This window comes from Cytophagaceae bacterium (assembly GCA_016722655.1).
Classification (GTDB): Bacteria; Bacteroidota; Bacteroidia; order Cytophagales; family Spirosomataceae; genus Leadbetterella.
In genome coordinates, this window is the sequence record JADKIR010000004.1 from 1832872 (window position 1) to 1858408 (window position 25537).

Consider the following 25537-nt stretch of genomic DNA (forward strand, 5'->3'; position numbering starts at 1 on the left):
TATGAAGTTTGTAACAGTTGTTGGAGCTAGGCCTCAGTTTATAAAGGCTTCTATATTATCTAATTTTTTTAAAGATTCTGGAATTGTTGATGAAATTACGATTCACACGGGTCAACATTATGATGATAATATGTCAAGTGTCTTTTTTGAAACATTAAATATCCCCAAGCCAAAGTATTTTCTGGGGATTTCTAATATGTCTCATGGGCAAATGACTGGGCAGATGTTATTGGAGATTGAAAAAATATTAATGTTTGAAAAACCATCTTTAATAATAGTTTATGGAGACACAAATTCTACTTTGGCAGGGGCCTTAGCTGCATCAAAATTAGGTATTAAAATTTGCCACATTGAAGCAGGATTAAGATCATTTAACAACCTGATGCCCGAAGAGATTAATCGTAAAATAACAGATCATCTATCTGATTTACTTTTTTCACACTATCTTGGTTCGGTAAACAATTTGAAAAATGAAGGAATTACAAAAAATGTTTTTATTTCTGGGGATATTATGAAAGACGCTTGTCTTCATTATGCGAAAGATAATATTAATAGAAGTGAAATTCTTTCAAAATATAAATTAGAGCAAAATAATTATGTAATTTGTACAATTCATAGGCAAGAAAATACCGATGATTTAAATACATTAAAGTTTTTAATTAATAATTTGAATGAATTATCCAAAGAAATTAAAATAGTCTTTCCTATTCACCCTAGAACAAAAAAAATAATAAGAGAAAACAATATTTTACTGTCATCAAAAATAATTGAAATTGACCCTATCGATTATTTTGATGCAATGAGGTTAATTAAATCTTCAAAAATTGTATTGACAGACTCTGGTGGTCTTCAAAAAGAAGCTTTTTACTTGGGGAAACAATGTATAACTCTAAGAACAGAAACAGAATGGATTGAACTAGTTGAGCATGGTTATAACATTTTATTTAATAGATATTCACAGATTTCCTTATTAGATCTCTATAGGGAAAGGTGTAAATTAGAGGTACTGGATTTTGATTTATATGGTGACGGAAATTGCGGAAAAATGATTTTTGATAATATTATACATTTTGTACAGGATGAGGAATAGTGTTTTAATGATTTCATTTGCACCCATGCTTTTTGATGCAAGAATTCAAAAAGAAGCAAATAGTCTTTTAAAAGCTGGATATAAAGTTGATATTTTTTATATAGAAGATGAAGAAATGCTTGAAAGTATTCCAAATTTAAAGGATGCTTTGGACAATTATTCCATTTCGATGTCAGGTATAAATAGTACACCAGTCATTTTATGGACAAAGAAAAAATTCACTTCGGTTAAAACATTGAAAAGGACTTTTCAATTAATTGAAATTATTTTTAAATTTAGTTTAATTTTAATAAAAACAAAATTTGATATTATTCATATTCATGATTTGAAACCTGGTTTTGTCGGGTTATTAGCTAAGCTTTTTAAAGGAGCTAAAATTGTTTACGATGCTCATGAACTGGAATATACTACAGGTGGCAAAGGATTTGAATGGCTATTTAAGATGTATGAATGGTTTTTACTTAAATTTTCAGATAGAAATATAACGGTCAATAGTACCATTTGTTCCTACATGGTAAATGAATATAATTGCAATGTTACTGTGGTAGGAAATAGACCTCTTTACGTTGAAAGTAAAGATTTACAACCTATTGATTTTAACAAGAAATTAGGATTATCGGGTGATAACATATTTTTAATATATGTTGGTTATTTATCAGTTGGAACTAGAGGAATTGAACAAATCATTAAGGCTTTAGCATTAATGAAACATGATTGCTTTTTTTTGATTTTGGGCGTAGGAAGAATATTGGCATTTAAAGAATATATAAATCGATTTATTGTGGAAAATGAACTATCTAGTTATAAGGATAAAGTTCATTTTTTAGAGCCAGTTCCCCCTAATGAGGTAATTAATTATATTTCTGGAAGTGATTTATCTATGATGTTGTATCAAAAAAATAGTGAAAATAGTGAAATTAATTCGCCAAATAAATTATATCAATCTATAATTGCAAGAACTCCAATATTAGCTAGCAATAATAAATCTTTTCCAAAAATAATCCTAAATAATAAATTTGGAAAAATTGGCGAGGTGGTTGATGAGTCTTCAAGTTTTGAAATTGCAAAAAAAAATTGATTTCCTTATCGAAAGTGATAAAACTGACTACAAAAAAAGTTTAGATTATCTTTCAAGTGAGGTGAGTTGGGCAAATGAGGAAAATAAATTATTGAATCTTTATTCTCAAATATGTTAAAATACAATTTTGAAATAGAGTCATTCGGTAATCTTGGTCTATTAATTCTATTTAACTTACCAATTTCAATAATAATATTGAGGCAGAAGGTTTTTTTTTTTAGTAAAGCAAATTATTTTATTTTTATATTTTTTTATTATTTCTACAACGGATGTGCTGTTATTTATAGTACAGGATTAGTAGAATTGTATCCAATTTATTTTACAATATTCAATTATGTATTTGGCTTAAGCTATTTGGTTTTTTCCAAGATTTCTTTCGGTTTTCTTTCAAAAGCCTCTATTATTAAAACTTTTGAAGTTTTATCATATCCACTAATTTTCAAAACTTTGGTAAACCTTTATTTTTTTAGTTGGTTTATTCTTTTTCTGTTTCCGGAAAATAAAATTATGAATTTAATAATTCCTCCCAAACCAAATATAGCTGAAAACTTATTAAACAGATTCAATGATTTTGAAACGAATATTCTTAGTAAAATTTTAACCTACGTAATTACTGTTTTGTATCCTTTAATTCTTATTCTACTATATAAATTTAGAAAAAATTCTTATAAAATTATCTTTTTTTTATTGGTAAACTTGTATTTGCAATATTGTTTTAATGAATATATTGGCAGGGCCATATTGCTTACTTCGATAATTCAAATAATATTGTTTTTATGGATTGAAAGGGAAGACTTACGTAAAAAATTGCTAATAATTGGCGTATTTATTTTCCCTTTGTTCGTATTATTTAGTTTTTATTATCAGTTTTTTAGAAAGGATGCCATGGATTACATTGAATTCAATTCATTTTCTAAAATAATTGAATTTGTTGTAAAATCGGAAACTTCTTTACCAACTATATCCAAAGAGATATTAAATTCAGGGAAAACAATTAATTTGACAAACTATTTCAAATGGTTAATTACTCTTCCAATTCCCAAATTTGGAGTAATAAAGTTGGAATTTGCTTTACCTTCTTATGAAATGTCTGAGATTGTAAGTGGTTTTTCAAGAAGTGATCAAAATTTTAATGTATTTCTCCCAGGATTTCTTACAGAGAGTTTATATGTTTTTGGAAAATATTTTTTTTGGTTAAATGCTATTTTTGTTGCTTTAATTTTAAGTACTTTAAATAGACTTTATTATTTAAATCAAAAATATATTATGCTATTGATTTATCTCGTAGTGATTGTGGCATATAATTTAAACAGAGCGGGTATTCAGTCAGTTGTTCCAATTATTATTAATCATAATTTATTATTATTCTTTATATATTTTTTTACTGAATTAAAGAGATTATATAAATTTAAATATTGAGAATGCAAAAGATTGTAATAGTAATTGAACATTTTTTGCCTGGTTTTCGATTGGGTGGCCCTGTAAATAGTGTTAATAATTTTGTTGAAAAATTAAAATCTGATTATAAAATAGTAATCATAACTAGAAACTATGATTTTGGTCTAAAGAAAAAAAAGTTTCCGGTAAATAGAAAAGTAATAAATGACAACATAACTCTTTATTATTTATCAAATTTTGAGTTTTTGTTTGGTAAATTATTAATTATCAATAAGGAATCTCCAGATTTTTTATATATGAATAGTTTTTTCTCCCTTAGTACTGTAAGTGTTTTGTTTTCTTTTTTGAACTTGAATAAGGGAAAAAATAGAACTACAATTATTGCACCAAGAGGCGAATTAGAACCAGAGGTTTTGAATTTACAAAAATTTAAAAAAGAGATATTTATTTATTTACTTAAAATAGTTATTAAATATAAAAATGTTATTTTTCATGCTACTAATCAAAATGAAGAATTAAATATTAAACAAATTTTTTCATTAAACAAAGTTATTCTTGCAGAGAATATTCCAAATTCCAATTACAATCTAAAATATAGAAATAAAGAAGAAAAAAAGTTAAAGATTGTTTTTTTCTCAAGAATTGTTCCAAAGAAGAATTTATTATTTGCGTTAGAAACTCTTGTTGAATTAAAAAATATAGATGGTGAAATCGAATTCAATGTAGCTGGTATAATTGAAAATAAGGATTATTGGAATATCTGCCTCAAAAAAGTGGATGAATTATCTTCAAAAATTAAATTTAATTTTTTGGGAGAAATTGAAAAGGTTAATGTAATAGGTTTGTTAAGTAATTATCATCTTTTTTTTTTCCCGACATTATCAGAAAATTTTGGACATGTAATTTATGAATCACTATCCTGTGGAACACCAGTATTAATAAGTAGAGATAGGACACCCTGGCGGGAAAATGATAATGGTGTTTTTTGTGCAAATTTGAATAATAAAGATGAATTTTTTGATATAATTAAATATTTCCTTTATATGAACCAAAAAGAATTTAATGTCCAAAGTAATAAGGCATATGAATTTTCCAATAAACCAGAGGAAATGAATATTAAATTAGAGAAGTATTATTATTTATTTTCTAAGAAATTGAAATGATGAAAACGCTACTTATTACAGGAGGCACGGGTTCCTTCGGAAATGCTGTATTAACCAGATTCTTGGATTCAGATTTTTTCTCTGAAATCAGGATATTTTCCAGAGATGAAAAAAAACAGGATGACCTAAGAAGGCAATTGAGTAACTCCAAAGTTAAGTTTTATATCGGCGACGTTCGTGATTATTACTCTGTAGCAAATGCCATGGTAGGTGTGGATTATGTTTTCCATGCAGCAGCTTTAAAACAAGTACCCTCCTGTGAGTTTTTTCCAATTGAGGCCGTAAAAACCAATGTTTTGGGTACCGAAAATGTTCTACAGGCTGCCATTAACTATGGTGTAAAAAAAGTAGTGGTTTTGAGCACCGATAAAGCAGTTTACCCAATCAATGCCATGGGTATTTCTAAGGCAATGATGGAAAAGGTTTTTATTGCCAAATCCAGAAACTCCACTGATACTATAATATGTGGCACCAGATATGGAAATGTGATGGCCTCCAGGGGGTCAGTTATTCCACTTTTTGTAGAACAAATAAAAGAAGGCAAACATCTTACGCTCACCGATCCATCTATGACCAGGTTTATGATGACACTGGAAGATGCTGTTGACTTAGTGTGGTTTGCTTTTGAAAATGGTAAAGCCGGAGATTTATTTGTCCAAAAAGCTCCCGCAGCTACGATAGAGGTATTAGCCAAAGCTGTTTTAGAACTTTATAATTCTAAATCTGAAATTAGAACCATTGGAACAAGGCATGGAGAAAAACTCTATGAGTCTTTATTAACCCGGGAAGAAAGACTTAAATCCGAAGATTTAGGAGAATATTTCCGTATCCCAATGGACAGCCGGGACTTAAATTATGCCAATTTCTTTTCAGAAGGGGTTGAAGATATTTCACAGATCGAAGACTACCACTCACATAATACGGAGAGGCTTGATATTGAAGGCATGAAAAAATTGCTTTTGAAGTTATCTTTTATTCAGGAAGATTTATCAGGATTGAAAAAATGAAAAAAATTGGTATTACCGGGCAGAATGGATTCGTAGGTTGGCATTTATATCAATGGCTAAATACAAAAAAAGAAGAATTCACACTTGTAAATTTTAATCGGGAGTATTTTGAAGATACTTCTTTACTTATTGAATTTGTAAAAGAGTGTGATGTTATAGTGCATTTGTCGGCATTAAACCGGCATCAAAATCAGGAAATTATATATAATACCAATGTAACGCTGGTTGAAAAACTAATAGCTGCCTGTAAAAATGCAAAAAAATATCCTCTGATTTTATTTTCGTCTTCCACTCAGGAAACTCAGGATAATTTATATGGAAAATCAAAGCTAAAAGGAAAGGAACTGTTTAAGACCTTTGCCACTGAGCATAACAGTTCTTTTGTTTCTATGCAAATTCCAAATGTCTTTGGTCCTTTTGGTTTACCTGACTATAATTCTTTTGTTGCTACATTTTGCCATAAGCTGCTTAACAATCACCAACCTGAAATTAAAGTCGATTCTGAAGTTGGTTTAATATATGTTCAGGAATTGGTTGAAAGAATTACCAAAAATCTTATTTTTTCCGGAATCAAAGAAGAAATTATTGAACCGGGCTACCACATTAAAGTTTCTGAGGTATTACGACTATTATCTCAGTATAAAGTTCAATACCTTGAAGCCGGACAAATACCTGTTCTCAGTAACAAATTTGAAATTAATCTTTTTAATACTTTCCGGAGTTTTATTAATCCTGAAATAAACCCCCGTCCTTTGATTCCTCATGCCGATAATCGGGGGAGATTTGTAGAAATTATCAGGTCGGATATTGGTGGACAGACTTCCTATTCTACCACATTTCCTGAAATCACCAGAGGGAATCACTTTCATACCCGGAAGATTGAGAGATTTGCTGTAATAAAAGGGAAGGCTCTTATTCAATTAAGAAAAGTTGGTTCCGAAAAAGTATTCAATTTTTTTCTCGACGGAGAATCTCCTTCTTATGTAGATATGCCGGTTTGGTTCACACATAATATTAAGAATATTGGTAATGAAGAGTTATTAACTGTATTTTGGATAAATGAGGCTTTTGATCCCAATGATCCGGATACTTATTTTGAAACTGTATGAAAAAATTAAAAGTTGTAACCGTTGTAGGTACCCGTCCAGAAATTATAAGATTGTCAAGGGTATTGGATGCCCTGGATAACTCAGAGGCAATTGAGCACATAATTATTCATACCGGCCAAAACTATGACTATGAATTGAATCAAATTTTCTTCGAAGATTTAAATCTTAGAAAACCGGATTATTTCCTGGAGGCGGCAGGAAAAACCGCTACCGAGACTGTTGGAAATATCTTAATCAAAATAGATCCCCTGTTGGAGGAATTAAAACCGGATGCCTTTCTGGTACTAGGCGACACCAATTCCTGCCTGTGTGCCATTCCCGCAAAAAAGAGACATATCCCTATTTTCCATATGGAAGCAGGGAACAGATGTTTTGACCAGAGGGTACCCGAAGAAACCAACAGAAAGATTGTTGATCATATTTCTGATATAAATCTTACTTACAGCGATATTGCCAGAGAATATTTATTGAGGGAGGGGCTGCCTGCAGATAGAATCATCAAAACGGGCTCACCCATGTTTGAGGTTTTAAATCATTACAGACCCCAAATAGAGAAATCCAATGTTTTGGAAAAACTCAATTTAAAAAAAGGTGAATTCTTCGTGGTTTCTTCTCACAGAGAAGAAAATATTAATTCTGAAAAGAATTTTATGGGCTTGATTGACAGTATGAATTTGATTGCCGAAAAATATGGCTATCCGATCATTGTTTCAACTCACCCCAGAACTCGTAACATGATAGAAAAACTAAAGGTAAAAGTCAGACCCGAAGTTCAGTTCTTAAAACCCCTTGGATTTCACGACTACAATGCCCTTCAGATGCAATCTTATGCAGTTCTTTCTGATTCAGGGACGATTTCAGAGGAATCAAGCATTTTAAATTTCAGAGCCCTAAATATCAGAGATGCTCATGAAAGACCCGAGGCAATGGAGCAAGCTTCGGTGATGATGGTTGGACTTAATACCGATAGAATAATGCAGGGTCTCATACAGGTTTTGAACCAAAACCTCAAAGAGAAAAGAAACCTGTTACCGGTATCAGATTATTCTATGCCCAATGTTTCAGAAAAAGTAGTCAGGATAATTATTTCCTATGTAGATTATATAAAAAGAACTGTTTGGCAGGAGCAATAAATCCGTTTTTCAAATTCTAATTTTTGTGAAGAAAAGCAAATTAATATTTTTAACTTTAGTAAGAATTGATTCTTTGGACGAAAGAGGAATCTATCAGGATTTGTTACGCCAATTTATTAAAAATAATTACTATGTAACCATTATTTGCCCAATAGAAAGGCGTTTTGGTGAAAAAACAAGAATTATCCGGCAAGAAAACTATGAAATATTACAGGTAAGGACACTTAATATTCAGAAAACTAGTTTTATTGAAAAAGGCCTGGGAACACTACTTATTGAATTTCAGTTATTAAAAGCAATCAGGTTTTTTTTTAAAGATCAAAAATATGATGTTATTCTATATTCCACACCTCCCATAACATTGATAAAACCCATTGCGTATCTGAAGAAAAAAGGAGGGATTACCTACCTTCTCCTAAAAGACATATTTCCTCAAAACGCGGTGGATTTGGAAATGATGAAATCAGGAGGGCTTTTGCATCGTTTTTTCGAAAAGAAAGAAAAAAAATTGTATGAATTATCCGACTACATAGGTTGTATGTCAGAAGCAAATAAAAAGTTTCTTGAGAATCATTACAACTATCTGACCAATAAAAAAATAGAGATTAACCCCAATTCAATTGAGCTTATTGACCTCCCTCCTAAAAATTATTCAGTTTTAGAAAAACATGGCATTCCCAAAAATACTTTGAAATTGATTTATTCCGGGAATTTGGGAATACCACAGGGAATATCTTTTTTAAAAGATACCCTTTTGAATTTAAAAATAACAAAAACACATTTTTTTTAATTGTAGGAGGAGGAACAGAAGAGAATTCCTTAAGAGGTTTTATTGAAAATGAATCGTTTTCCAATGTGAAAATGATTGCAAATCTCCCCAAATCAGAATTTGACGAATTAATTGTAAATTGTGATATAGGATTAATATTTCTTGATAAAAGATTTACAATACCAAATTTCCCTTCCCGCCTATTGAGCTATCTTGAAAATAAACTTCCCGTAATTTCTGCAACAGATGAATCTACCGATATCGGTTTAATATTAGAGCAGACAAATTCAGGGAAAGCAGTACTTTCAGGCAATATTTCAAAAATGAAAGAGGCTGTCAACTATTATATAGATTGCCCCGAATGCCTAAAAAATGAAGGAGAAAACGGTTATAATTTATTGAAAACCAATTTTACAGCTGATTTATCTTTTAACTTAATCCATCAGAAAGTAAAAATCACAGATTGATAATATGTATAATTCATTTTTTAAAAGACCTTTTGACCTGGTTATTTCATTGATATTATCATTGATTTTTTTTCCATTCATTATTGGAATATGCATCCTGTTATATTTTTTCAATGTAAAATCCGTATTTTTTTACCAAAACCGGCCAGGAAAAAATGAAAAAATATTCAAATTGGTGAAATTTAAAACCATGAACGACAAAAAGGATGAGAATGGAAATTTGCTGCCAGATTCAGAAAGATTAACTTCCTTAGGGAAATTTATAAGAAAAACCTCACTCGATGAACTCCCTCAACTATTTAATGTAATAAAAGGAGACATGAGTCTGATTGGTCCAAGACCCTTGCTAATTCAATATCTACCACTGTACAATGAATTTCAAAAACGTCGGCATGATGTAAAACCTGGAATAACCGGTTGGGCTCAGGTCAATGGCAGGAATGCCATAAGTTGGCAAAAAAAATTCGAATTTGACGTTTGGTATGTTGAAAATCTGAGTTTTTCCCTAGATTTGAAGATATTTTGGCTTACAATTTTGAAAGTCTTTAAATCAGAGGGTATTAATCAAGAAGGTATGGCAACTATGGAAACATTTAATGGAAATTGAATATGGGCGTTTCAATAAAGGCAATTGAATACTATTTGCCAAAAGGGGTTTTAACCAATTCTGAATTGCAATCGGAGTTTCCAGATTACGATTTTCAAAAATTTGAGAAAAAAGTTGGGATTTTTGAAAGGCATGTTTCTGAGATTAATCAAACTGCTTTGGATTTGGCAAAATTAGCATGCGATAAGTTATTTGAGAGATTTGACAAAGACAAAATTGACTTTATATTATATTGTACCCAAAGCCCTGAATACATACTTCCTACAACAGCTTGTATTTTACAGGATAGATTGGGTTTAAGAAAAAACATTGGTGCACTTGACTTTAATTTAGGTTGTTCAGGTTATCCTTATGGATTAAGCTTGGCTAAATCATTGATTGAAGGAGACATGGCAAATCAAATATTACTTGTAACAGCGGATACCTATACAAAATACTTGCATCAATCGGATAGAACTAATCGTTCAATTTTTGGAGATGCTGCCACTGCAACTTTAATTGTCAAAGATTTTGAGAAAGGAATAGGTGATTTTATATTTGGGACAGATGGTTCAGGTTATGAAAAATTAATTATCAAAAGAAGCGGCTCGAAAAGTATTGCATTTTCTCCCGAAAATTCGGTTTTTAAAGAGAACGATGAATATCTATACATGGATGGGCCTGAAGTTTTTAATTTTACAATTAATGTTGTGCCGGATTCTGTTGAACAAATTCTCAGGAAAAATGAAATAAATAAGATTGAAGTTAATCAGTTCATTTTTCATCAGGCAAATAGTTTCATGTTAAACCATTTGAGAAAAATGATTGAAGTTGAAAATGATAATTTTTTTAATGATTTGAGATTTGAGGGTAACACAGTTTCAAGTACCATACCTATTGCATTAAAAAAATATTCAAATAATTCAAATTTATCATTCCCTCAAAATATTTTAATATTAGGTTTTGGGGTAGGCCTTTCCTGGTCTGGTGGTTTAATAAAAATTTCAAACAATTTATAAAATGAATAAACAAAAGTTTCTTGAAGAAGCAATAGAAGAATTGGAATTAGACTCTACGGTCGATTTTGATACAAATTTCAAAGCTTTACCGGATTGGGATTCCATGAATGTTATGGTTCTTATTGGATTTGTTTCAAGGAAATTTAATATTTCATTGAATGCCTTAGAACTTGAGAAAATTGACACTTTCAAGGATTTGATATCTAAAATTGGTCCTGAAAAGTTCGATGAATAATCCCAAAGTAATATTGCTAACTGGAGCAACTTCAGGAATTGGATTCGGGATTTTAAAAGAATTGCTTTTACAAGGCCATAAAGTATTTGGTGTGGGTAGGAATTTTCAAAAAATTGATAATTTCAAAGAGGAACTTAAAAATAATTTTTTCCCTATTAAAGTAGATTTATCCCAAATAGAAAATGTTTCAGAGATTTTTCAGAAAGTGGAGGAGCATAATTTAAAATTTGATTCATTTATTAATTGTGCTGGTTTTGAGGAGACCATTCCTTTAAAACAATATAACAATTCGAAAATTTTCGAAATATTTACAGTTAATATTTTTTCTACAATAGAGATTCTTCGACTATTTTCTTTAAAAAAATATTCAAACGATGGTTCAAGTGTAGTATTAGTTTCCTCCGTTATGGGGAATTTAGGTCAACCAGGAAAAATTGGATATTGTTCCTCAAAGGCCGCAATAAATGGTTTGGTGAAATCTTCAGCCCTGGAATTATCAAAGCGAAAAATTCGTGTAAATTCAGTTTCTCCCGGTATTGTAAATACAGAATTGACCCAAAGATTATTCCTTGAAGTAGGTCAGGAAAGTAGGAACAGAATCATAGAAAAACATCCATTAGGAATAGGTGAGGTAGAAGATGTTGTACCAGCGGTATTATTTTTAGCCATTGGTAAATCTCAATGGATATCTGGAATAGATTTAATTGTTGATGGTGCATATTCAGCGGAATAGAAATGAAAAAAATAGTAATAATTGGAGCCGGGGGATTTGGGAGAGAGGTTCTTTCTCTTATTGAGGCTATTAATAGACTTGAAGAACAATACGCTTTTTTTGGATTTATTGACGATGGAATAGCTTCAGGAGAAATGATAAATGGTTTTCCTGTTTTAGGTGGCATTGATTACTTATCTAAACAAAATGAGGAAATAAATGTTGTTGTAGCTATTGGAAACCCATTGACAAAAAAGAGTATTATCGAAAAATTGATAAAGAATAAATTTATACTTTTTCCAAATATTATTCACCCTCTTGTATTTTTAAATAACTACGGTAATAAGTTTGGTGTTGGAAATATTATTTGTGAAGGTAATATTATTACTACGAATGTACAATTTGGTAATTTTATTATACTTAATTTAGCCTGTACTGTTGGTCATGATACGGTAATAGAAGATTTTTGTTCAATTATGCCAGGAGTTAATATTTCAGGTGAAGTAAATTTGAAAAAATCTGTTTATATCGGAACTGGAGCGAAAATTATAAATCAATTGGAAATTGGCGAAAATACTATTGTTGGAGCAGGTGCAGTAGTTTACAAATCTCTCCCTCCAAATTGTACAGCAGTTGGTTTACCTGCAAAACCTATCAAATTTCATGAAAAATAAAATCTGGTTATCCTCTCCGCATATGGGAGGTGCCGAGCAGAAATATATAAAAGAGGCTTTTGATACCAATTGGATTGCCCCTTTAGGCCCAAATGTAGATGGATTTGAAAATACCCTTGCCCATTATGTTGGAGCAGAGCATTGTGCGGCTTTGGTTTCAGGAACTGCTGCCATACATCTGGCATTAATTTTGTCAGATGTTAAAGAAGGAGACGAAGTTCTGTGTCAAAGTTTCACTTTTTCGGCAACGGCCAATCCTATTGTATATCAAAAGGCAATTCCGGTATTTGTGGATAGTGAAGCCGAAACCTGGAATATGGATCCATCGCTTTTAGAAAAAGCGATTGTAGACAGAATGGCCAATGGCAAAAAGCCCAAAGCTTGTATTGTGGTGCATTTGTATGGTATGCCTGCAAAAATGAAGGAAATAAAAATGATTTGTGAGAAGTATGATATTATTCTCATCGAAGATGCAGCAGAAGCCCTGGGCTCGGAGATTGAAGGAGCTAAAGTAGGTTCTTTTGGGGATTTTGGGGTGTTTTCTTTTAATGGGAATAAAATAATCACTACATCTGGTGGTGGTGCTTTGGTCTCGAATGATAAAGAAAAAATTGTAATGGCCAGATTTTTGGCAACACAAGCCAGAGATCCTGCTCCTCACTACCAACATTCACACATTGGTTACAACTATCGCATGAGTAATATTGCGGCAGGTATTGGAAGAGGTCAAATGGAAGTTTTGGATCAATGGGTAAAAAACAGAAGAGAGAATTATAGATTTTATAAAGAAAATCTATCTTATGAATTTCAGGAGGGGATAGGTGGATTGGAATCTAACCGTTGGTTATCAGCCATCATTACCGGCAGTTTTGAAGAAAGAGAAGAATTGAGGTTAAGAATGGAAAGTGAAGACATTGAATGTCGTCCACTCTGGAAACCCATGCATTTACAACCAGTTTTTGAAAATTATCCCTCCTACTTAAATGGAATTTCGGAAAATCTATTTAAGAAAGGACTTTGTCTGCCATCAGGCTCAAATTTGATTGATTCTGATTTGGAAAGAATTGTAAAATTGTTAAATTTGAAATCCATTTAATAAAAAATACAAATAGAATTTTTTTATCGCAAAAAACTACTATACTTTTATAATGAAAATTTGAATAACATAAAATATTGATAACATGAAAAAAGTTTATTTACTCGCTATCGGTACTTTACTGGCCACCGCTACCATGGCTCAAAAAGCTGCCACCAAAGACAATGTGGGGATCGGGACTTCTACTCCTGATCAATCTGCAGTACTCGATATTCAGTCTGCAAACAAAGGTTTGTTGATTCCGAGGCTTACCGTAGATCAAAGAAACAATATTGCCAGTCCTGCCAATGGATTGATGATTTATCAAACCAACGAAAAGTCCGGATTTTATTTCTATGATGGAGATGCCTGGAAACCAATGACCGGTGATGAGGCTAAATCTGTCGCAACCTTAGATATCAATGGTTGGGCATTGGATGGAAATGGCACTGCTACTATTAACAAAGCAGCTGCAACTGCTTCTAGTTTTATTGGAACACCAAGTAATGTACCAATTAATTTAAAAATTGGCGGTTTTAAGACAGGTGAATTGTCAATTACAAATACATTAATTGGGTATAGAGTTGGTACAAACGTAACTGGTACTGCCAATATTGGTTTAGGATTATTTTCAATGGGGTATAATGGGGCAGGTTTGACAGGGAATAATAATGTGGGTATAGGTCAAAATGCGTTAACAAATTCAACAACACCAGGATCAAATATGGCCATAGGTACAAATGCTTTGAGATTAAATACAACTGGGAATAATAATTTGGGTATTGGAACAAATGCTTTATATAACAATACTTTAGGTACATTTAATACTGGCATTGGCTCACAGGCACTATATACAAATAGTTTGGGAAATTATAATGTTTCAATTGGTACAAATTCTGGTTATTTAAATACTGGGTCTTCTAATGTTTTTCTTGGATATCAAGCTGGTTATAATGAAACTGGATCAAATAAATTATACATTGCTGCATCAAATACTGCTAATCCCTTAATCAAAGGGGAATTTGACAATAAAAATTTAAAGATTAACACTGGATCAACTACATCCTCTACGGTTGGATTCCTTGCTATAGGAAATTTTGATGCTGGTTTTTCTATGCCAGGTACTATAAATGCTACTCAAAACTCATATAGACTTATTGTGCAAGATGGAATCATTACTGAAAAAGTTAAAGTTGCTTTAAAAACTACAGCAGATTGGGCTGATTATGTTTTTGAACCCGAGTATCTTAATAAAATGATGAGTTTAGAACAAGTAGAAAAATTTGCCAAAGAAAACAAACATTTGCCTAATGTCCCTTCGGCTCAACAGTTGAAAGACAATGGCATGGATGTGGGTGAAACTTCGAAGATGTTTATGGAGAAAATAGAAGAATTGACACTCTATATGATTGAATTAAACAAAGAAGTGAAGGCTCTGAAAGCTGAAAATGAGGCTTTGAAAAGAAAATAATTTGATTTTTAATAATTAAAAAAAGGTCGGGCAACCGACCTTTTTTTATGATGACCAGATAATAAAATTATACCATATTAATTGCTAAACCAGGCAATTACATCTAAATTTGTTTATAGAGACTTTTCAAAGCCAAGAAAATATGGTAAAATTTTTATACAAATTCAACGATCGTTTCGTCTCCAAATGGCTGGTATTGTCGGTGGATATGTTTATTGTTGGCCTGGCTTTCTTGTTGGCCACAGCTATTCGTTTTAATTTTAAGCTGACCTATACCGATCCTTTTTTATTTAAATACCATTTGGTGGGGGTTATTTTTATTAAATCCTTAGTGTTTCTTTTGCTTGGATCCTATAAAGGGATTATCCGCCACACGAGTGTAGAGGATGCCAAATTGCTTTTTAAAGCTTCCCTTTTTAGCTCAATGCTTATTTATTTGCTTTCCTGGATTGATATTAAATTTTATTCCAATTATTTTCATATTCCGCTCTCCATTGTAATTATTGACTTTTTTGTTCTCTCACTGGGTTTAGTGGCTAGCAGGTTTTTGATCAAAGCAGTGTATGAAAGCCTGCTCAATACCTTTAAGTCCAATAAAGCGGTGATTATTTATGGTTCCGGTCAATTGGGTATGATAACCAAGAATACCCTGCAAAATGACCGGAAGAATCTCTATCAAATCTTATGTTTTGTGGATGACAATCCCAATAAAACCGGCAAGACAATTGAGGGTATTAAAGTGCTGAATAAAGAAGAGGTTAAAAAAGTAATTGAGAACAAACGGCATTTGGATATTGAATTGATTATGGCTGTACAGGCCATCTCTCCCATAAGAAAAAGTGAAATAGCCGATGAGTTTATGGATCTGGGACTAAAAATCAGAATGGTACCCCCGGTAAGTCATTGGATCAATGGTCAGTTGAGTGTCAATCAGATTCAGAATATCAGAATTGAAGATTTACTGGAGAGGCCCACCATACAAATCAACAATCGGCTGGTGAATGATTATCTGGAATCTAAAGTGGTTATGATTACTGGTGCTGCAGGTTCTATAGGAAGTGAAATTGTCAGACAGATCCTTACCTTCCATCCCACCCAAATAATCCTGGTGGATCAGGCCGAATCTCCTTTGTATGATCTGGAGACTGAATTTTCCCGACTGAAATATAAAACCAAAGGGGAAGTAAGTTTGAAATATGAAATCCGCAACATCATCAATGCCGTGCAGATGGAAAAATTATTTCAAAAATACCGCCCTCAAATCGTTTTTCATGCTGCAGCCTATAAGCATGTGCCTATGATGGAAGAGAACCCTTTCAAGGCAGCAGAAGTCAATACCATGGGTACTGCTATGCTTGCCAAACTGGCCAGTAAATACAAGGCAGAGAAATTTGTATTCATCTCGACCGATAAAGCGGTGAACCCCACCAATGTAATGGGAGCGAGTAAACGGTTGGCTGAGATGTATGTGCAAAGTCTGAATTCTCACCATGAAAATGAAACTCGATTTGTGGTTACCCGATTTGGCAATGTGTTGGGGAGTAATGGTTCAGTGATCCCTTTGTTTAAAAAGCAAATTGAAAAAGGAGGCCCGGTAACGGTAACCCACAAGGACATAATAAGGTATTTTATGACCATACCCGAAGCCTGTCAATTGGTATTGGAGGCAGGTACCATGGGTAAAGGGGGAGAAATATATGTATTTGACATGGGTGTGCCGGTAAAAATATTGGATCTGGCTGAAAGGATGATTCGATTGAGTGGCTTTGAACCTTATACCCAGATTCCCATCGAGTTTTCGGGCCTGAGAGCCGGAGAAAAACTGTATGAAGAATTATTGGGAGACAAAGAAACCACGTTACCAACCCATCATCCTAAAATCATGGTTGCTAAACTCAAGGCCGGAGATTTTATGGAACTGGATAAGGCTTTTACCGATACCCGAACGGAATTGAATAATATGACACCGGCCGAAATAGTACAGTATCTAAAAAGAATGGTGCCGGAATTTATCAGCAAGAATTCTGTATATGAAATTTTTGATAAAAGCAATGTCTGACTATCGCCAGAATTTTTGAATCTGAAATTGAAGACCGGCATGTTGGCTCCAATATTCGCCAATATCAGCACTTACAATCCCTCTCAAAAAATAGTTTTTGTATTTCCAGTGACAATCTTGTTTAAAAGAAAATTGGGAGGCATTGATTGGGAACTCCAAACTTCCATTATTATTGGAATGAAGTATTTGTGTAGAAAAGTTAAGATATGAAAATACATAGGATACTTTAAGATTAATGGCCTTGACTTTAGAATTGACAAAATAATTTTGATTCTGTTTATTAGATTTTTCGATTTGATCAATTTCGGTAATTAATAAAGGACTGCCAAGATTATTATTCCTATATCTCCAGCTATCCTGATAAATGCTGTTATTGAAATAATTATCTCTCCCTCTCAATTCTGCTATTTCGTTTCTAAAGGTATTGCCCCCCTGAGAACGGGTATCCAGATATTCGAGAGTGAATTTCTTAAGAAATTTGTTTTTTTTCAGAGTAAATGAAACCCCATTTAGACCATCCCTGATATTGTTTAAATAAAATAAAGATCCATCCTCATAAATGTTTTGTCGGTAAATCAGGATATTTCCCCATTTGGTATTGATTTCTGCTCCCACATCCACAGTACCCAGATGGTTACCCGTTCGGTTTCCTGCTTCATTGGCTGGTACTCCAATCTGACTGTCCCAGCTTCCTAATCGACCCATGCTTAATCCTGTCACTACGTTAAAATAGGCAGAAATATCCGACCCAAAACTCGAGATCATCTGGTCACTAATTTTATCATAAAAAGGTACGGCGGGTCTTCCTCCCCATTGTACCTGATGATTGAAGCCGGCGATTACTTTAATTTTCCAGGCGGTTTTCCCAGCCTGCCATAGAAACTTTTTGATGAAGAAAATAATTTTTAACGGAGTCCCCATCGCCAAACCATCCATGGGCATAGTTTCCTTTGATAGCTATCAAACCACCAGGAATTATTGAAGTGAATCTGGGAATAGAAATATCCAGCTTGGGAAGAGGTAAGGCATTTCCTGACCAAATATAAGAGCCCATGGTGCCGGAAGTATCTACCAATCCCTGTATTTCTTTTCTTCGGCCGGCAAAAAATTCAAATATTTTATAACGGACTTTGATATAAGCTTGCGGGAGCAGGATCTGATTGATTTTACCGGCATTGATATGGGGTTCTATTTCATAGCCCCAATCAAATTTCCGGAGCTTTTATCTGCAGTATAAAGTGAATCATATTTTTTTTTGATACTTCCCGAAAAATAAGCTAATTGACTGTTGATAGGAACAGTGCCATATTGCAAGCTTCTCATCAAAAAGGGCGTCTGACTATCACTTGAAACGATTAAGCCTGCGGTAGTTGAAATGCGGGTATTGATCCAGATGTTTTTTTGACCAAAAGAAAAATGGTTAATTGTAAAAAGGAAAATTAGTAAATATTTTATTTTCATACCGTAAGGTCAATTTTTAAGATTTATAGGTTTATGGATTTATTTCAAAACTTCCAGCTTTCCCGATTTACTTTGATAAGTTTTGTCGGTGAGTGAAAAAAATATTTTGTAAAAATAAGTACCGGCGGGCAAATTTCCTTCCGGTTTCCAATCTTTTCCTGTACCGGAATATATTATGCTTCCCCATCGATCATAGATTTCAAAGTTGGTTTGTTTCACTCTTCCAAATCTGCCTTTCATTTCCAATAAGTCATTAATATGGTTTCCATCCATTGAAATAGCATCAGGTATATAAAATAATGCTTCAATGGGTATGGATACGATATTGGAATGGCTCTCTTTGCCCGGAGAGGAAATAGCCTTCAGTCTGAATTTTGCCTCTGTCTCAAATAGATCAAGGTTGGTTTGAAAACTTGATTCTGATTTATTTATACCATATTGCTTACCGACCGCATTTTGGTTGTCTAAATATTCCAGCAGGTCAAAAGAAGCAATGGTCGAATTTCCAAAAGGTTGGGCTTTATTCCAGAGTAAATCCTCATTTTTGTCTGTTTTCAGGACTAGATTACAAACATTCGGAGAAGGAATGGATTTACTTCCACAAATATCCTTGTATTGAATTCTAAAGCAAAGCTCTTCTGATGAGGGATCTGCATTATGAGGTTTGAAATGAAAAGGACTGGTACTTATACTGTCTGTTTTTACAGAATCTGTTTTATTTATTTTAATCAAGTAATACCAATCCTTCGCCAAGGGCCAACCCGAATCATCCTTAAAATCGATCTCAATTTTTTGGTCTTCAGTTACATTCAGAAGAATATCTGTAATGGCAGGGGTCAGCATGGTTTTTCTCGAAATACATCTTTCAAGTGATTTTGAAATGCCCTTGAAATTTTGATTCATAAATATTCCCTCTGAAATTGAAACCAGCTGATAACAATAATCTTTTTTACAATCTATGGAATATGTTTTAGATAAAAGAGTATTTGAAATTACATCGTCGGGTAGTCGGGTGTTATTTTCTTTGCTTATTATTGAATTTTTTACAGTAATATTCCCAAAAATAGGAGGTAATGGAACCATGCTGTTGTTGAGCTGAATAGGTGGGGTGTCCCATTTCAAGGTGTTTTCTGAAGGAGACGGGGAAATAGGTTCAAATGGAATCGTACACAAAAATGATGATCTTTCGGTGCCCCCGCAATTTTCTTCTCTCGAAACAGAAAAACAATAAGATTTGCTTGAATCCGGCAAATTGAAAGAATAAATACCGGGTGGTTTTTTATCTAAAAGAACAGAAGGATTTGGAGAATGTTTTTCAGATAAATTTATATAATAACCATATGGGTCAAAAGCACCGGAAAACTCCATTTTTGCTTCCGTCGAAGAAACCATTTCAATTGAAGAAATATTTCCCCGATTTGGGTTTAGATATGCATTATTGGTAATGGTTTGATTTACTTCACAAATTTTTTGGCTGGAATTGTCCAAATAATAAAAGCTTAAGGTCGAAGGATAAGTAACCGTTTTTGGACCGGAATTATAGGGTAAATCCGGAATAGATAAAGAAATATCCGCCAGGGTGTTTAATTTAAAATTAATTTTCTGATTGGAGGCCAGATTTTGTTTGGGAATAAAAACGGTAACAAAATTATTACATTGGGTATAAGTTACTTTGGGTTTAGGTAATACCGTTACAATTTTACAGGTGTACATTTCCTGCCCACCTTTTTTGCCATACTGGATAATTTTATAATCTTTAGGGCTGTCACTTATATTAATGATGGCACCTTCAGCATCTTTACTTCCAATCCAATCCAGTTGTATTGAGGTTTCATCTCTGTAATCAAACATATAATGAACTTCTTCCGCTCCGGAAAGGTCTTTTACTTTTAATGTAAGGGGGGTGCAACCCGATGTGATATTTCCATCTATTTCGAAAGCACCGCTTACAGCACCGGCAGGCAAGGTATTACATAGGTTTTGGCTTTGTGCCAAAACTACACTACCGGGCATGATAAGAAGTAAAGCCAATATGTAAGCTAAGCTTTTCAAAAAAGGGAGAAATTTTTTCACTAATTTAATGAAATTTCCGGGTCAGTGATTCGAAAATTTATTTAGCGGGCTTAAACTCTAAAAAGAGAAGGGCAATTATCTGATTTTCCAGTCCAGCCAATAGGTGAGTCCTATTTCAGTGGTCAAATAAATATCGTAATAGGTTAAGGGTGTTGAGCTGGAGCCCTTGCTTTTTCCCAAAAGGTCCACTTCTTCCAATTTTATCCCATTGGCTAACAGAACTTCCATACGGTTTTTTCCGGTCAGAGCGTCGGTAGTTTCAAAAATACGATTGTGAAAAGTATAAGAATCACTGTTAGAGAATTCTTCTTTGCTCAAATATAATGTACCACTCACATCATCGAGATAGTCGTTGAAGGGGATATTGAACATCACCTGGGCTTTAAAATCCCAGCGGCGGTTTATTTTTTTATTAAAACCTATTCCCAAAGGCAGGTTTAAAAAAACAGGAGAATAACTTATGCCATCGCCGGAGGTATGCAAGGGTCTTAAGGCCTGCCAGGCACCGCTTCCATCAGCTGATGGAGCTTTGGCTTTTGGGTTATTGGAGGCAAGCCCAACTCCTGCAATGAGATACGGTAAAAAGTTGCCTCGTCTGCGATTGATAGTGGCATTGTTTTCAATGATATAGAATTTTAGAGCATAAGAAACCTGGTAAATATGATTTCTGAAATGAAGGTTTCTTTCCAGTAAGTTTGAAAAAACGTTTTGATTGCCGAATAAATTGGTATTGTATTTAAAATCACTGCCGTGTAGCTCTGTAAATCGCAAATCTAATTGATGGGCCCATCTTTCATTGAGTTCGCGGGTAAGAGAAATTGCTCCATTGAATGAACTGGATTTTATGATTCCCCTGAATGGATATCTGTAAGGAGACAAATCTCCATAGTAAGTACTTGAGCCCAGGGAAATACTTAGGGTAGTGTTGGTGGTAAGCCGGCTCTGCTGTGCCCGGCCAGAAGCAAAAAATATTAAAAAAATACAAGTAAAAAGAATTAACCTCATCCCAAAAGCAGGCATTTTTTTGATCCCGGCGTATATCTAACGCAAAGGTACTGATATTTGATATATTTTAGAAAGCGAAATTCAAAATTGCATGAGGAAACCGGTTTACTTAATGCCCTTCATTTCTTAATCTACCTTAATGTTAACAAAAAAGGTGAGTGATGTTTCAAATATGAAGGAAATTGGGGGATTAAAGCAATTTCTTCGTGAAACTTCGTGTCTTCTTAGCGGTCTTTGCGATACTTTTTATTACGCAAAAGCCACAAAGGAGCCGCAAAATGCACAAGGAATTCCTTGAACATTAACATTAAGAGTATGAAGGGTTTAAGTACATTAAGAATTCACTCTTTCTAAATACCACCTTTCTAACTGAAAATAACTGTTGCCTACTGCCTGTTGCCTAAAATCTAATAACGCAAAAGACTCAAAGGAGCCGCAAAATGCACAAAGAAGTCTGTGTTCCAAAATTTAAAACATGAGCCACGTTAAGAGATTTAGGCAATTTCTTCGTGAAACTTCGTGTCTTCTTAGCGGTCTTTGTGTTACTTTCAATTAAGCAAAAGCCACAAAGGAGCCACAAAATCCACAAAGAAGTCTGTGTTCCAAAATTTAAAACATGAGCCACGTTAAGAGATTTAGGCAATTTCTTTGTGAAACTTCGTGTCTTCTTAGCGGTCTTTGCGATACTTTTGATTACGCAAAAGACACAAAGGAGCCACAAAATGCACAAAGAAGGCAGTATTCTATAATATAAAACATGAGGTACGTTGAGAGATTTGGGCAATTACTTCGTGAAACTTCGTGTCTTCTTAGCGGTCTTTGTGTTACTTTCATATTACACAAAAGACTCAAAGGTGCCGCAAAATGCACAAAGAAGCCAACTGTTCTCCAATATGAAACAGGAAGTACATGAAGAGATTAAGATTATTAAGAAATATTATTTGAAAGAAAATCAGCACCCATCTTAATGTCCATAATTTCTTAATCTACCTTAATGTTTCAAAAAAATGGGAGTTATGTTTTTAAACATGAAGGAATTAAGATCATTAAGAAATATTATTTGAATGAAAGTCGAAACCCGAACGTAATGTTTCAAGAAAAAAATTACGGTATTTCTGAGGCCAGTCCACCCTTATTAAATACAACTTCTTTAACCAATCCTATGGAATTAAATTGTAAAATCATGGCTTCTGAAGAAGTGGGATTTTGGATATTTTCGCATTGAGGGCCTTTTTCAAAAAAATAAACCCAGGATTTTTCATTTTTTCTCCCTAAACCCTGATAATCATATCTGCCCAATGCTTTGAAAACTTCATTCTCCGAAATACCCAAAATCATATCTTTGTTTTTGAATAAAGTCTCCCTCATCGTACTTCGCTGGTTTTTGCAGGCTCCACGATCACCACTGAAAACAGTTTTATCAAATCCCGGAATATCCAGAGGTTTGGAATAACTGCAAGACGAGAAAATAAAAATAAGAATTAAGAATCTTTTCATTTATCTTTCTTATCAGGCTGGAATAAACCAACAAGACTGTTGGAAACCGAAATTAGAATACTTAAAAGCAAAGGAGGCAAAAAACCTGTAACATTAAAGCCATCGACCAAATAATCACAAACATATACCATCAAAACACTTATGACCAAAGAAAATAATCCAAGGGTCATGAATGTAACAGGAATTGAGATAAACTTGAGTATTGGCTTAACGAAGGTATTTAGGATACTCATCACAAAAGCTACTATTACTCCGGTGAGGAAAGAATCCACATATATTCCTTTCAGATAACGGGGGACAATCATCACGATTGCACCGATAATCACTAATCTTACAATGTAATTGATCATAATTTTTTAATTTAATAATTTTATAATCAGGACTTTAGTTGATGTCTTTTAATTAGCACTTCCAGCACTTCATCAAGGGTATATTCTTTGGCTTCCAACAACACCAAATAATGAAACAACAGATCTGCCGCCTCTCCCAAAAATAAATCTTTATTATCATCCTTGGCTTCAATAACCAGCTCAACAGCTTCTTCACCTACTTTTTGAGCAACTTTATTGATGCCTTTTTTAAAGAGCGAGGCAGTATAGGAAACATCGCTGGGATTGTTTTTTCTATCTTTTATAACCTCAGTGAGATGTCTGATAAACTGTACTTTCCCTGTATTTTCTTCCTGCCAGCAGGTGTCATCACCGGTGTGACAGGTGGGCCCATCAGGTGAGGCCTGGATCAAAATGGAATCATTGTCGCAATCAACAGCATGGGAAACATAGTTGAGATAATTTTCTGAAGTCTCGCCTTTGGTCCAAAGTCTATCTTTCGATCTGGAGAAAAAAGTTACTTTTTTTGTTGAAATGGTACTATTAAAGGCTTCATCGTTCATGTAACCCAGCATTAAAACTTTGCCGGTCAATGAGTCCTGAATAATTGCGGGCAATAAGCCTTTAGAGAAATCGGGTTTTCTTTCCATAAATTAAAAATTAGGCAAAAATACGCAGGCTTTGAGGAAATTTCAGTTCAAACAGAAATTTTATTATTTTTTTTGAGAATAGCCTTGACAAATAAAAAAAGTACTTCTATCTTTGCACCCACATTGAACGAGACAGGTTCTTTAATAGCGAAAGTAGCTCAGTTGGTAGAGCGTAACCTTGCCAAGGTTAAGGTCGCGGGTTCGAGACCCGTCTTTCGCTCAAGAGATAAAAAGTTCCTATGAAAATGGGGACTTTTTTTTTTCTTACGGCTGCCGGGGTGGTGGAACTGGTAGACACGCAGGACTTAAAATCCTGTGAGCCTTATCGCTCGTACGGGTTCGATTCCCGTCCCCGGTACTCAAAGGTCTTAAAACTTAGGTTTTAAGACCTTTTTTGTTTTTTAAATTGAGCCTTATCGCTTGTACGGGGGCGACCGGGCAGGCGTCCCTGTCCCGTCCCCGGTACTGAAAAAGACGGATCAACCCAAAAAGTTGGGGGGGGGATTACGCATATATTTTTTGTAATCTGAATAAGAAAAAGCTAATATCCCTTACACCCCTAAATTGGCTTCTTAGTGCTTTTACTTTTGCATTGAAAGACTCTGCTGAAGCATTTGTACTTCTATTATCGAAGTAGTTAAGGATGTATTCATAGTTGTTCTGAATAGTTCTGGCGATGGTATTGAATGTTTTCTCCTCAAACTTCTCTACTGAATTATACCATAAGGCTAACTTTTTAAATGCTATTAGTCTATTTTTTGACTGATGGAAAATATTGGATAGTTCTATGCTGAGGTCGTAGGCCTGTTTTAAATCGGGATATAGTCTAAATAAAACCTCAGACCTGTGTACTTGAGAAGCAGACCATTTATTTTCTCTTTGATGCAAAAGAAATCGGCTTCTGATTAATAGTTGCTTTAAGGTATCGCCGTTTTCCAAAACATCGGGAACGTATCTTTTCTTTAATTCTTTAGCATATTCTATTTCTTTATTTTCTTGTTCTATTGCCGCCCAACGATGTTTGATTCTGATTTCTTGTACTGCATCATTAGCTAGTTTTTGGATATGAAATCTATCAGATACCAGTTTAGCTTTTGGAAAACTTCTCTTAGCGATTCGTTCCATAGTTGGGGCTAAATCCAATGTTACTTCTTTTACTTTCTTCCTCTTGGACTCTGGGATTTTGTACAAAACCTCAATGACCGTATCACTTACAGTACCTTTCACCATAGCAATTAAAGCTCCCTTTTTGCCCTTTGCCGCTTTGTTTGTAAGTATAGTATACAAATCACCATTTGAAAGACAGGTCTCGTCTAATGATAAATATTCGCCAATATTTTCGGGAAAAAGTATCCACTGTTGAGCATGTTCTCGTTGAACCCAAGTTGTATATCCACTCAGGTGGGCAGCATATTGCTCTTGTAGGCGTTTACCGTCTAATTGAAACAATTCACCTATTATTTTGCAACTAATAGGT

At 33.7% G+C, this 25537-nt stretch carries 26 protein-coding genes and 2 tRNA genes; 19 read left to right on the top strand and 9 right to left on the bottom strand.

The window, feature by feature from the left end; genetic code table 11:
• Window position 1: 1 nt before the first annotated feature.
• The 17 genes from wecB (IPP61_08395) to IPP61_08475 all read left to right on the top strand — a co-directional run bounded on the left by wecB (IPP61_08395) (window position 2) and on the right by IPP61_08475 (window position 17045).
• The gene (gene wecB, locus IPP61_08395; protein MBL0325185.1) at window positions 2-1090 is read left to right on the top strand and encodes a UDP-N-acetylglucosamine 2-epimerase (non-hydrolyzing); all 1089 of its coding nucleotides are present in this window, start codon (window positions 2-4) and stop codon (window positions 1088-1090) included.
• 7 nt (window positions 1091-1097) lie between these two features.
• A complete protein-coding gene (locus tag IPP61_08400) occupies window positions 1098-2168 on the top strand; it encodes a glycosyltransferase (GenBank protein ID MBL0325186.1) in 1071 nt (356 codons plus the stop codon).
• A 111-nt stretch (window positions 2169-2279) separates the two neighbouring features.
• Window positions 2280-3587 carry a hypothetical protein gene (locus IPP61_08405; protein ID MBL0325187.1) on the top strand — a complete coding sequence of 436 codons (1308 nt, stop codon included), beginning with the start codon at window positions 2280-2282 and terminating at the stop codon, window positions 3585-3587.
• A gap of 2 nt (window positions 3588-3589) precedes the next feature.
• Window positions 3590-4729 (top strand): glycosyltransferase, encoded by a 1140-nt coding sequence (locus IPP61_08410; GenBank protein MBL0325188.1) that lies wholly within the window; start codon window positions 3590-3592, stop codon window positions 4727-4729.
• Window positions 4726-5736 (top strand): polysaccharide biosynthesis protein, encoded by a 1011-nt coding sequence (locus IPP61_08415; protein MBL0325189.1) that lies wholly within the window; start codon window positions 4726-4728, stop codon window positions 5734-5736. The genes IPP61_08410 and IPP61_08415 overlap by 4 nt, the downstream gene beginning before the upstream one ends.
• On the top strand, window positions 5733-6845 hold the full coding sequence (locus tag IPP61_08420) for an NAD-dependent epimerase/dehydratase family protein (GenBank protein ID MBL0325190.1): 1113 nt from the start codon (window positions 5733-5735) through the stop codon (window positions 6843-6845). The genes IPP61_08415 and IPP61_08420 overlap by 4 nt, the downstream gene beginning before the upstream one ends.
• Window positions 6842-7978: a UDP-N-acetylglucosamine 2-epimerase (non-hydrolyzing) gene (gene wecB / locus IPP61_08425; GenBank protein ID MBL0325191.1), complete on the top strand. Its 1137-nt coding sequence runs from the start codon at window positions 6842-6844 to the stop codon at window positions 7976-7978. The genes IPP61_08420 and wecB (IPP61_08425) overlap by 4 nt, the downstream gene beginning before the upstream one ends.
• A 25-nt stretch (window positions 7979-8003) precedes the next feature.
• Window positions 8004-8768 carry a glycosyltransferase family 4 protein gene (locus IPP61_08430; GenBank protein ID MBL0325192.1) on the top strand — a complete coding sequence of 255 codons (765 nt, stop codon included), beginning with the start codon at window positions 8004-8006 and terminating at the stop codon, window positions 8766-8768.
• 71 nt (window positions 8769-8839) lie between these two features.
• On the top strand, window positions 8840-9214 hold the full coding sequence (locus IPP61_08435; GenBank protein ID MBL0325193.1) for a hypothetical protein: 375 nt from the start codon (window positions 8840-8842) through the stop codon (window positions 9212-9214).
• A gap of 4 nt (window positions 9215-9218) precedes the next feature.
• Window positions 9219-9821 (top strand): sugar transferase, encoded by a 603-nt coding sequence (locus tag IPP61_08440; GenBank protein ID MBL0325194.1) that lies wholly within the window; start codon window positions 9219-9221, stop codon window positions 9819-9821.
• 2 nt (window positions 9822-9823) lie between these two features.
• On the top strand, window positions 9824-10819 hold the full coding sequence (locus tag IPP61_08445; protein MBL0325195.1) for a ketoacyl-ACP synthase III: 996 nt from the start codon (window positions 9824-9826) through the stop codon (window positions 10817-10819).
• A 1-nt stretch (window position 10820) separates the two neighbouring features.
• Window positions 10821-11054, top strand: coding sequence for an acyl carrier protein (locus IPP61_08450; GenBank protein MBL0325196.1), 234 nt, complete (start codon window positions 10821-10823; stop codon window positions 11052-11054).
• Window positions 11047-11787 (top strand): SDR family oxidoreductase, encoded by a 741-nt coding sequence (locus IPP61_08455; GenBank protein MBL0325197.1) that lies wholly within the window; start codon window positions 11047-11049, stop codon window positions 11785-11787. The genes IPP61_08450 and IPP61_08455 overlap by 8 nt, the downstream gene beginning before the upstream one ends.
• Window positions 11788-11789: 2 nt before the next feature.
• The gene (locus IPP61_08460) at window positions 11790-12440 is read left to right on the top strand and encodes an acetyltransferase (GenBank protein ID MBL0325198.1); all 651 of its coding nucleotides are present in this window, start codon (window positions 11790-11792) and stop codon (window positions 12438-12440) included.
• Window positions 12430-13536, top strand: a complete 1107-nt coding sequence (locus IPP61_08465; GenBank protein ID MBL0325199.1) for a DegT/DnrJ/EryC1/StrS family aminotransferase — start codon at window positions 12430-12432, stop codon at window positions 13534-13536. Before IPP61_08460 ends, IPP61_08465 begins: the two co-directional genes overlap by 11 nt.
• An 85-nt stretch (window positions 13537-13621) precedes the next feature.
• The gene (locus IPP61_08470) at window positions 13622-14986 is read left to right on the top strand and encodes a hypothetical protein (GenBank protein ID MBL0325200.1); all 1365 of its coding nucleotides are present in this window, start codon (window positions 13622-13624) and stop codon (window positions 14984-14986) included.
• 142 nt (window positions 14987-15128) lie between these two features.
• On the top strand, window positions 15129-17045 hold the full coding sequence (locus IPP61_08475) for a polysaccharide biosynthesis protein (GenBank protein MBL0325201.1): 1917 nt from the start codon (window positions 15129-15131) through the stop codon (window positions 17043-17045).
• Here the strand turns inward: IPP61_08475 and IPP61_08480 are convergent, their stop codons facing one another.
• From IPP61_08480 to IPP61_08515, 8 genes are all read right to left on the bottom strand, one after another.
• A complete protein-coding gene (locus tag IPP61_08480; GenBank protein ID MBL0325202.1) occupies window positions 17046-17981 on the bottom strand; it encodes a hypothetical protein in 936 nt (311 codons plus the stop codon).
• The gene (locus IPP61_08485) at window positions 17890-18237 is read right to left on the bottom strand and encodes a hypothetical protein (protein MBL0325203.1); all 348 of its coding nucleotides are present in this window, start codon (window positions 18235-18237) and stop codon (window positions 17890-17892) included. The genes IPP61_08480 and IPP61_08485 overlap by 92 nt, the downstream gene beginning before the upstream one ends.
• Window positions 18234-18506, bottom strand: a complete 273-nt coding sequence (locus tag IPP61_08490; protein MBL0325204.1) for a hypothetical protein — start codon at window positions 18504-18506, stop codon at window positions 18234-18236. Before IPP61_08490 ends, IPP61_08485 begins: the two co-directional genes overlap by 4 nt.
• 39 nt (window positions 18507-18545) lie before the next feature.
• Window positions 18546-20537: a gliding motility-associated C-terminal domain-containing protein gene (locus IPP61_08495; GenBank protein ID MBL0325205.1), complete on the bottom strand. Its 1992-nt coding sequence runs from the start codon at window positions 20535-20537 to the stop codon at window positions 18546-18548.
• 117 nt (window positions 20538-20654) lie between these two features.
• Window positions 20655-21584: a hypothetical protein gene (locus IPP61_08500; protein MBL0325206.1), complete on the bottom strand. Its 930-nt coding sequence runs from the start codon at window positions 21582-21584 to the stop codon at window positions 20655-20657.
• A 1104-nt stretch (window positions 21585-22688) separates the two neighbouring features.
• Window positions 22689-23081: a hypothetical protein gene (locus IPP61_08505; protein MBL0325207.1), complete on the bottom strand. Its 393-nt coding sequence runs from the start codon at window positions 23079-23081 to the stop codon at window positions 22689-22691.
• A complete protein-coding gene (locus IPP61_08510) occupies window positions 23078-23431 on the bottom strand; it encodes a phage holin family protein (protein MBL0325208.1) in 354 nt (117 codons plus the stop codon). The genes IPP61_08505 and IPP61_08510 overlap by 4 nt, the downstream gene beginning before the upstream one ends.
• Window positions 23432-23457: 26 nt before the next feature.
• On the bottom strand, window positions 23458-24060 hold the full coding sequence (locus tag IPP61_08515) for a bifunctional phosphoribosyl-AMP cyclohydrolase/phosphoribosyl-ATP diphosphatase HisIE (GenBank protein ID MBL0325209.1): 603 nt from the start codon (window positions 24058-24060) through the stop codon (window positions 23458-23460).
• Window positions 24061-24207: 147 nt separating this feature from the next.
• Here IPP61_08515 and IPP61_08520 point away from each other — a divergent pair.
• Window positions 24208-24280 (top strand) — tRNA-Gly (locus tag IPP61_08520).
• A gap of 52 nt (window positions 24281-24332) precedes the next feature.
• Window positions 24333-24418, top strand: a tRNA-Leu gene (locus IPP61_08525).
• 146 nt (window positions 24419-24564) lie between these two features.
• Here the strand turns inward: IPP61_08525 and IPP61_08530 are convergent.
• A complete protein-coding gene (locus IPP61_08530) occupies window positions 24565-25533 on the bottom strand; it encodes a transposase (protein ID MBL0325210.1) in 969 nt (322 codons plus the stop codon).
• Between the last annotated feature and the right edge of the window lie 4 nt (window positions 25534-25537).

What these genes read in the sequence shown, in the direction of transcription:
- wecB (MBL0325185.1), top strand. Translation starts at nt 2, where the DNA reads ATGAAGTTTGTAACAGTTGTTGGAGCTAGGCCTCAGTTTATAAAGGCT.
- IPP61_08400 (MBL0325186.1), top strand. Translation starts at nt 1,098, where the DNA reads ATGATTTCATTTGCACCCATGCTTTTTGATGCAAGAATTCAAAAAGAA.
- IPP61_08405 (MBL0325187.1), top strand. Translation starts at nt 2,280, where the DNA reads ATGTTAAAATACAATTTTGAAATAGAGTCATTCGGTAATCTTGGTCTA.
- IPP61_08410 (MBL0325188.1), top strand. Translation starts at nt 3,590, where the DNA reads ATGCAAAAGATTGTAATAGTAATTGAACATTTTTTGCCTGGTTTTCGA.
- IPP61_08415 (MBL0325189.1), top strand. Translation starts at nt 4,726, where the DNA reads ATGATGAAAACGCTACTTATTACAGGAGGCACGGGTTCCTTCGGAAAT.
- IPP61_08420 (MBL0325190.1), top strand. Translation starts at nt 5,733, where the DNA reads ATGAAAAAAATTGGTATTACCGGGCAGAATGGATTCGTAGGTTGGCAT.
- wecB (MBL0325191.1), top strand. Translation starts at nt 6,842, where the DNA reads ATGAAAAAATTAAAAGTTGTAACCGTTGTAGGTACCCGTCCAGAAATT.
- IPP61_08435 (MBL0325193.1), top strand. Translation starts at nt 8,840, where the DNA reads ATGATTGCAAATCTCCCCAAATCAGAATTTGACGAATTAATTGTAAAT.
- IPP61_08440 (MBL0325194.1), top strand. Translation starts at nt 9,219, where the DNA reads ATGTATAATTCATTTTTTAAAAGACCTTTTGACCTGGTTATTTCATTG.
- IPP61_08445 (MBL0325195.1), top strand. Translation starts at nt 9,824, where the DNA reads ATGGGCGTTTCAATAAAGGCAATTGAATACTATTTGCCAAAAGGGGTT.
- IPP61_08450 (MBL0325196.1), top strand. Translation starts at nt 10,821, where the DNA reads ATGAATAAACAAAAGTTTCTTGAAGAAGCAATAGAAGAATTGGAATTA.
- IPP61_08455 (MBL0325197.1), top strand. Translation starts at nt 11,047, where the DNA reads ATGAATAATCCCAAAGTAATATTGCTAACTGGAGCAACTTCAGGAATT.
- IPP61_08460 (MBL0325198.1), top strand. Translation starts at nt 11,790, where the DNA reads ATGAAAAAAATAGTAATAATTGGAGCCGGGGGATTTGGGAGAGAGGTT.
- IPP61_08465 (MBL0325199.1), top strand. Translation starts at nt 12,430, where the DNA reads ATGAAAAATAAAATCTGGTTATCCTCTCCGCATATGGGAGGTGCCGAG.
- IPP61_08470 (MBL0325200.1), top strand. Translation starts at nt 13,622, where the DNA reads ATGAAAAAAGTTTATTTACTCGCTATCGGTACTTTACTGGCCACCGCT.
- IPP61_08475 (MBL0325201.1), top strand. Translation starts at nt 15,129, where the DNA reads ATGGTAAAATTTTTATACAAATTCAACGATCGTTTCGTCTCCAAATGG.
- IPP61_08480 (MBL0325202.1), bottom strand. Translation starts at nt 17,981, where the DNA reads ATGGATGGTTTGGCGATGGGGACTCCGTTAAAAATTATTTTCTTCATC.
- IPP61_08490 (MBL0325204.1), bottom strand. Translation starts at nt 18,506, where the DNA reads ATGAAAATAAAATATTTACTAATTTTCCTTTTTACAATTAACCATTTT.
- IPP61_08500 (MBL0325206.1), bottom strand. Translation starts at nt 21,584, where the DNA reads ATGAGGTTAATTCTTTTTACTTGTATTTTTTTAATATTTTTTGCTTCT.
- IPP61_08505 (MBL0325207.1), bottom strand. Translation starts at nt 23,081, where the DNA reads ATGAAAAGATTCTTAATTCTTATTTTTATTTTCTCGTCTTGCAGTTAT.
- IPP61_08510 (MBL0325208.1), bottom strand. Translation starts at nt 23,431, where the DNA reads ATGATCAATTACATTGTAAGATTAGTGATTATCGGTGCAATCGTGATG.
- IPP61_08515 (MBL0325209.1), bottom strand. Translation starts at nt 24,060, where the DNA reads ATGGAAAGAAAACCCGATTTCTCTAAAGGCTTATTGCCCGCAATTATT.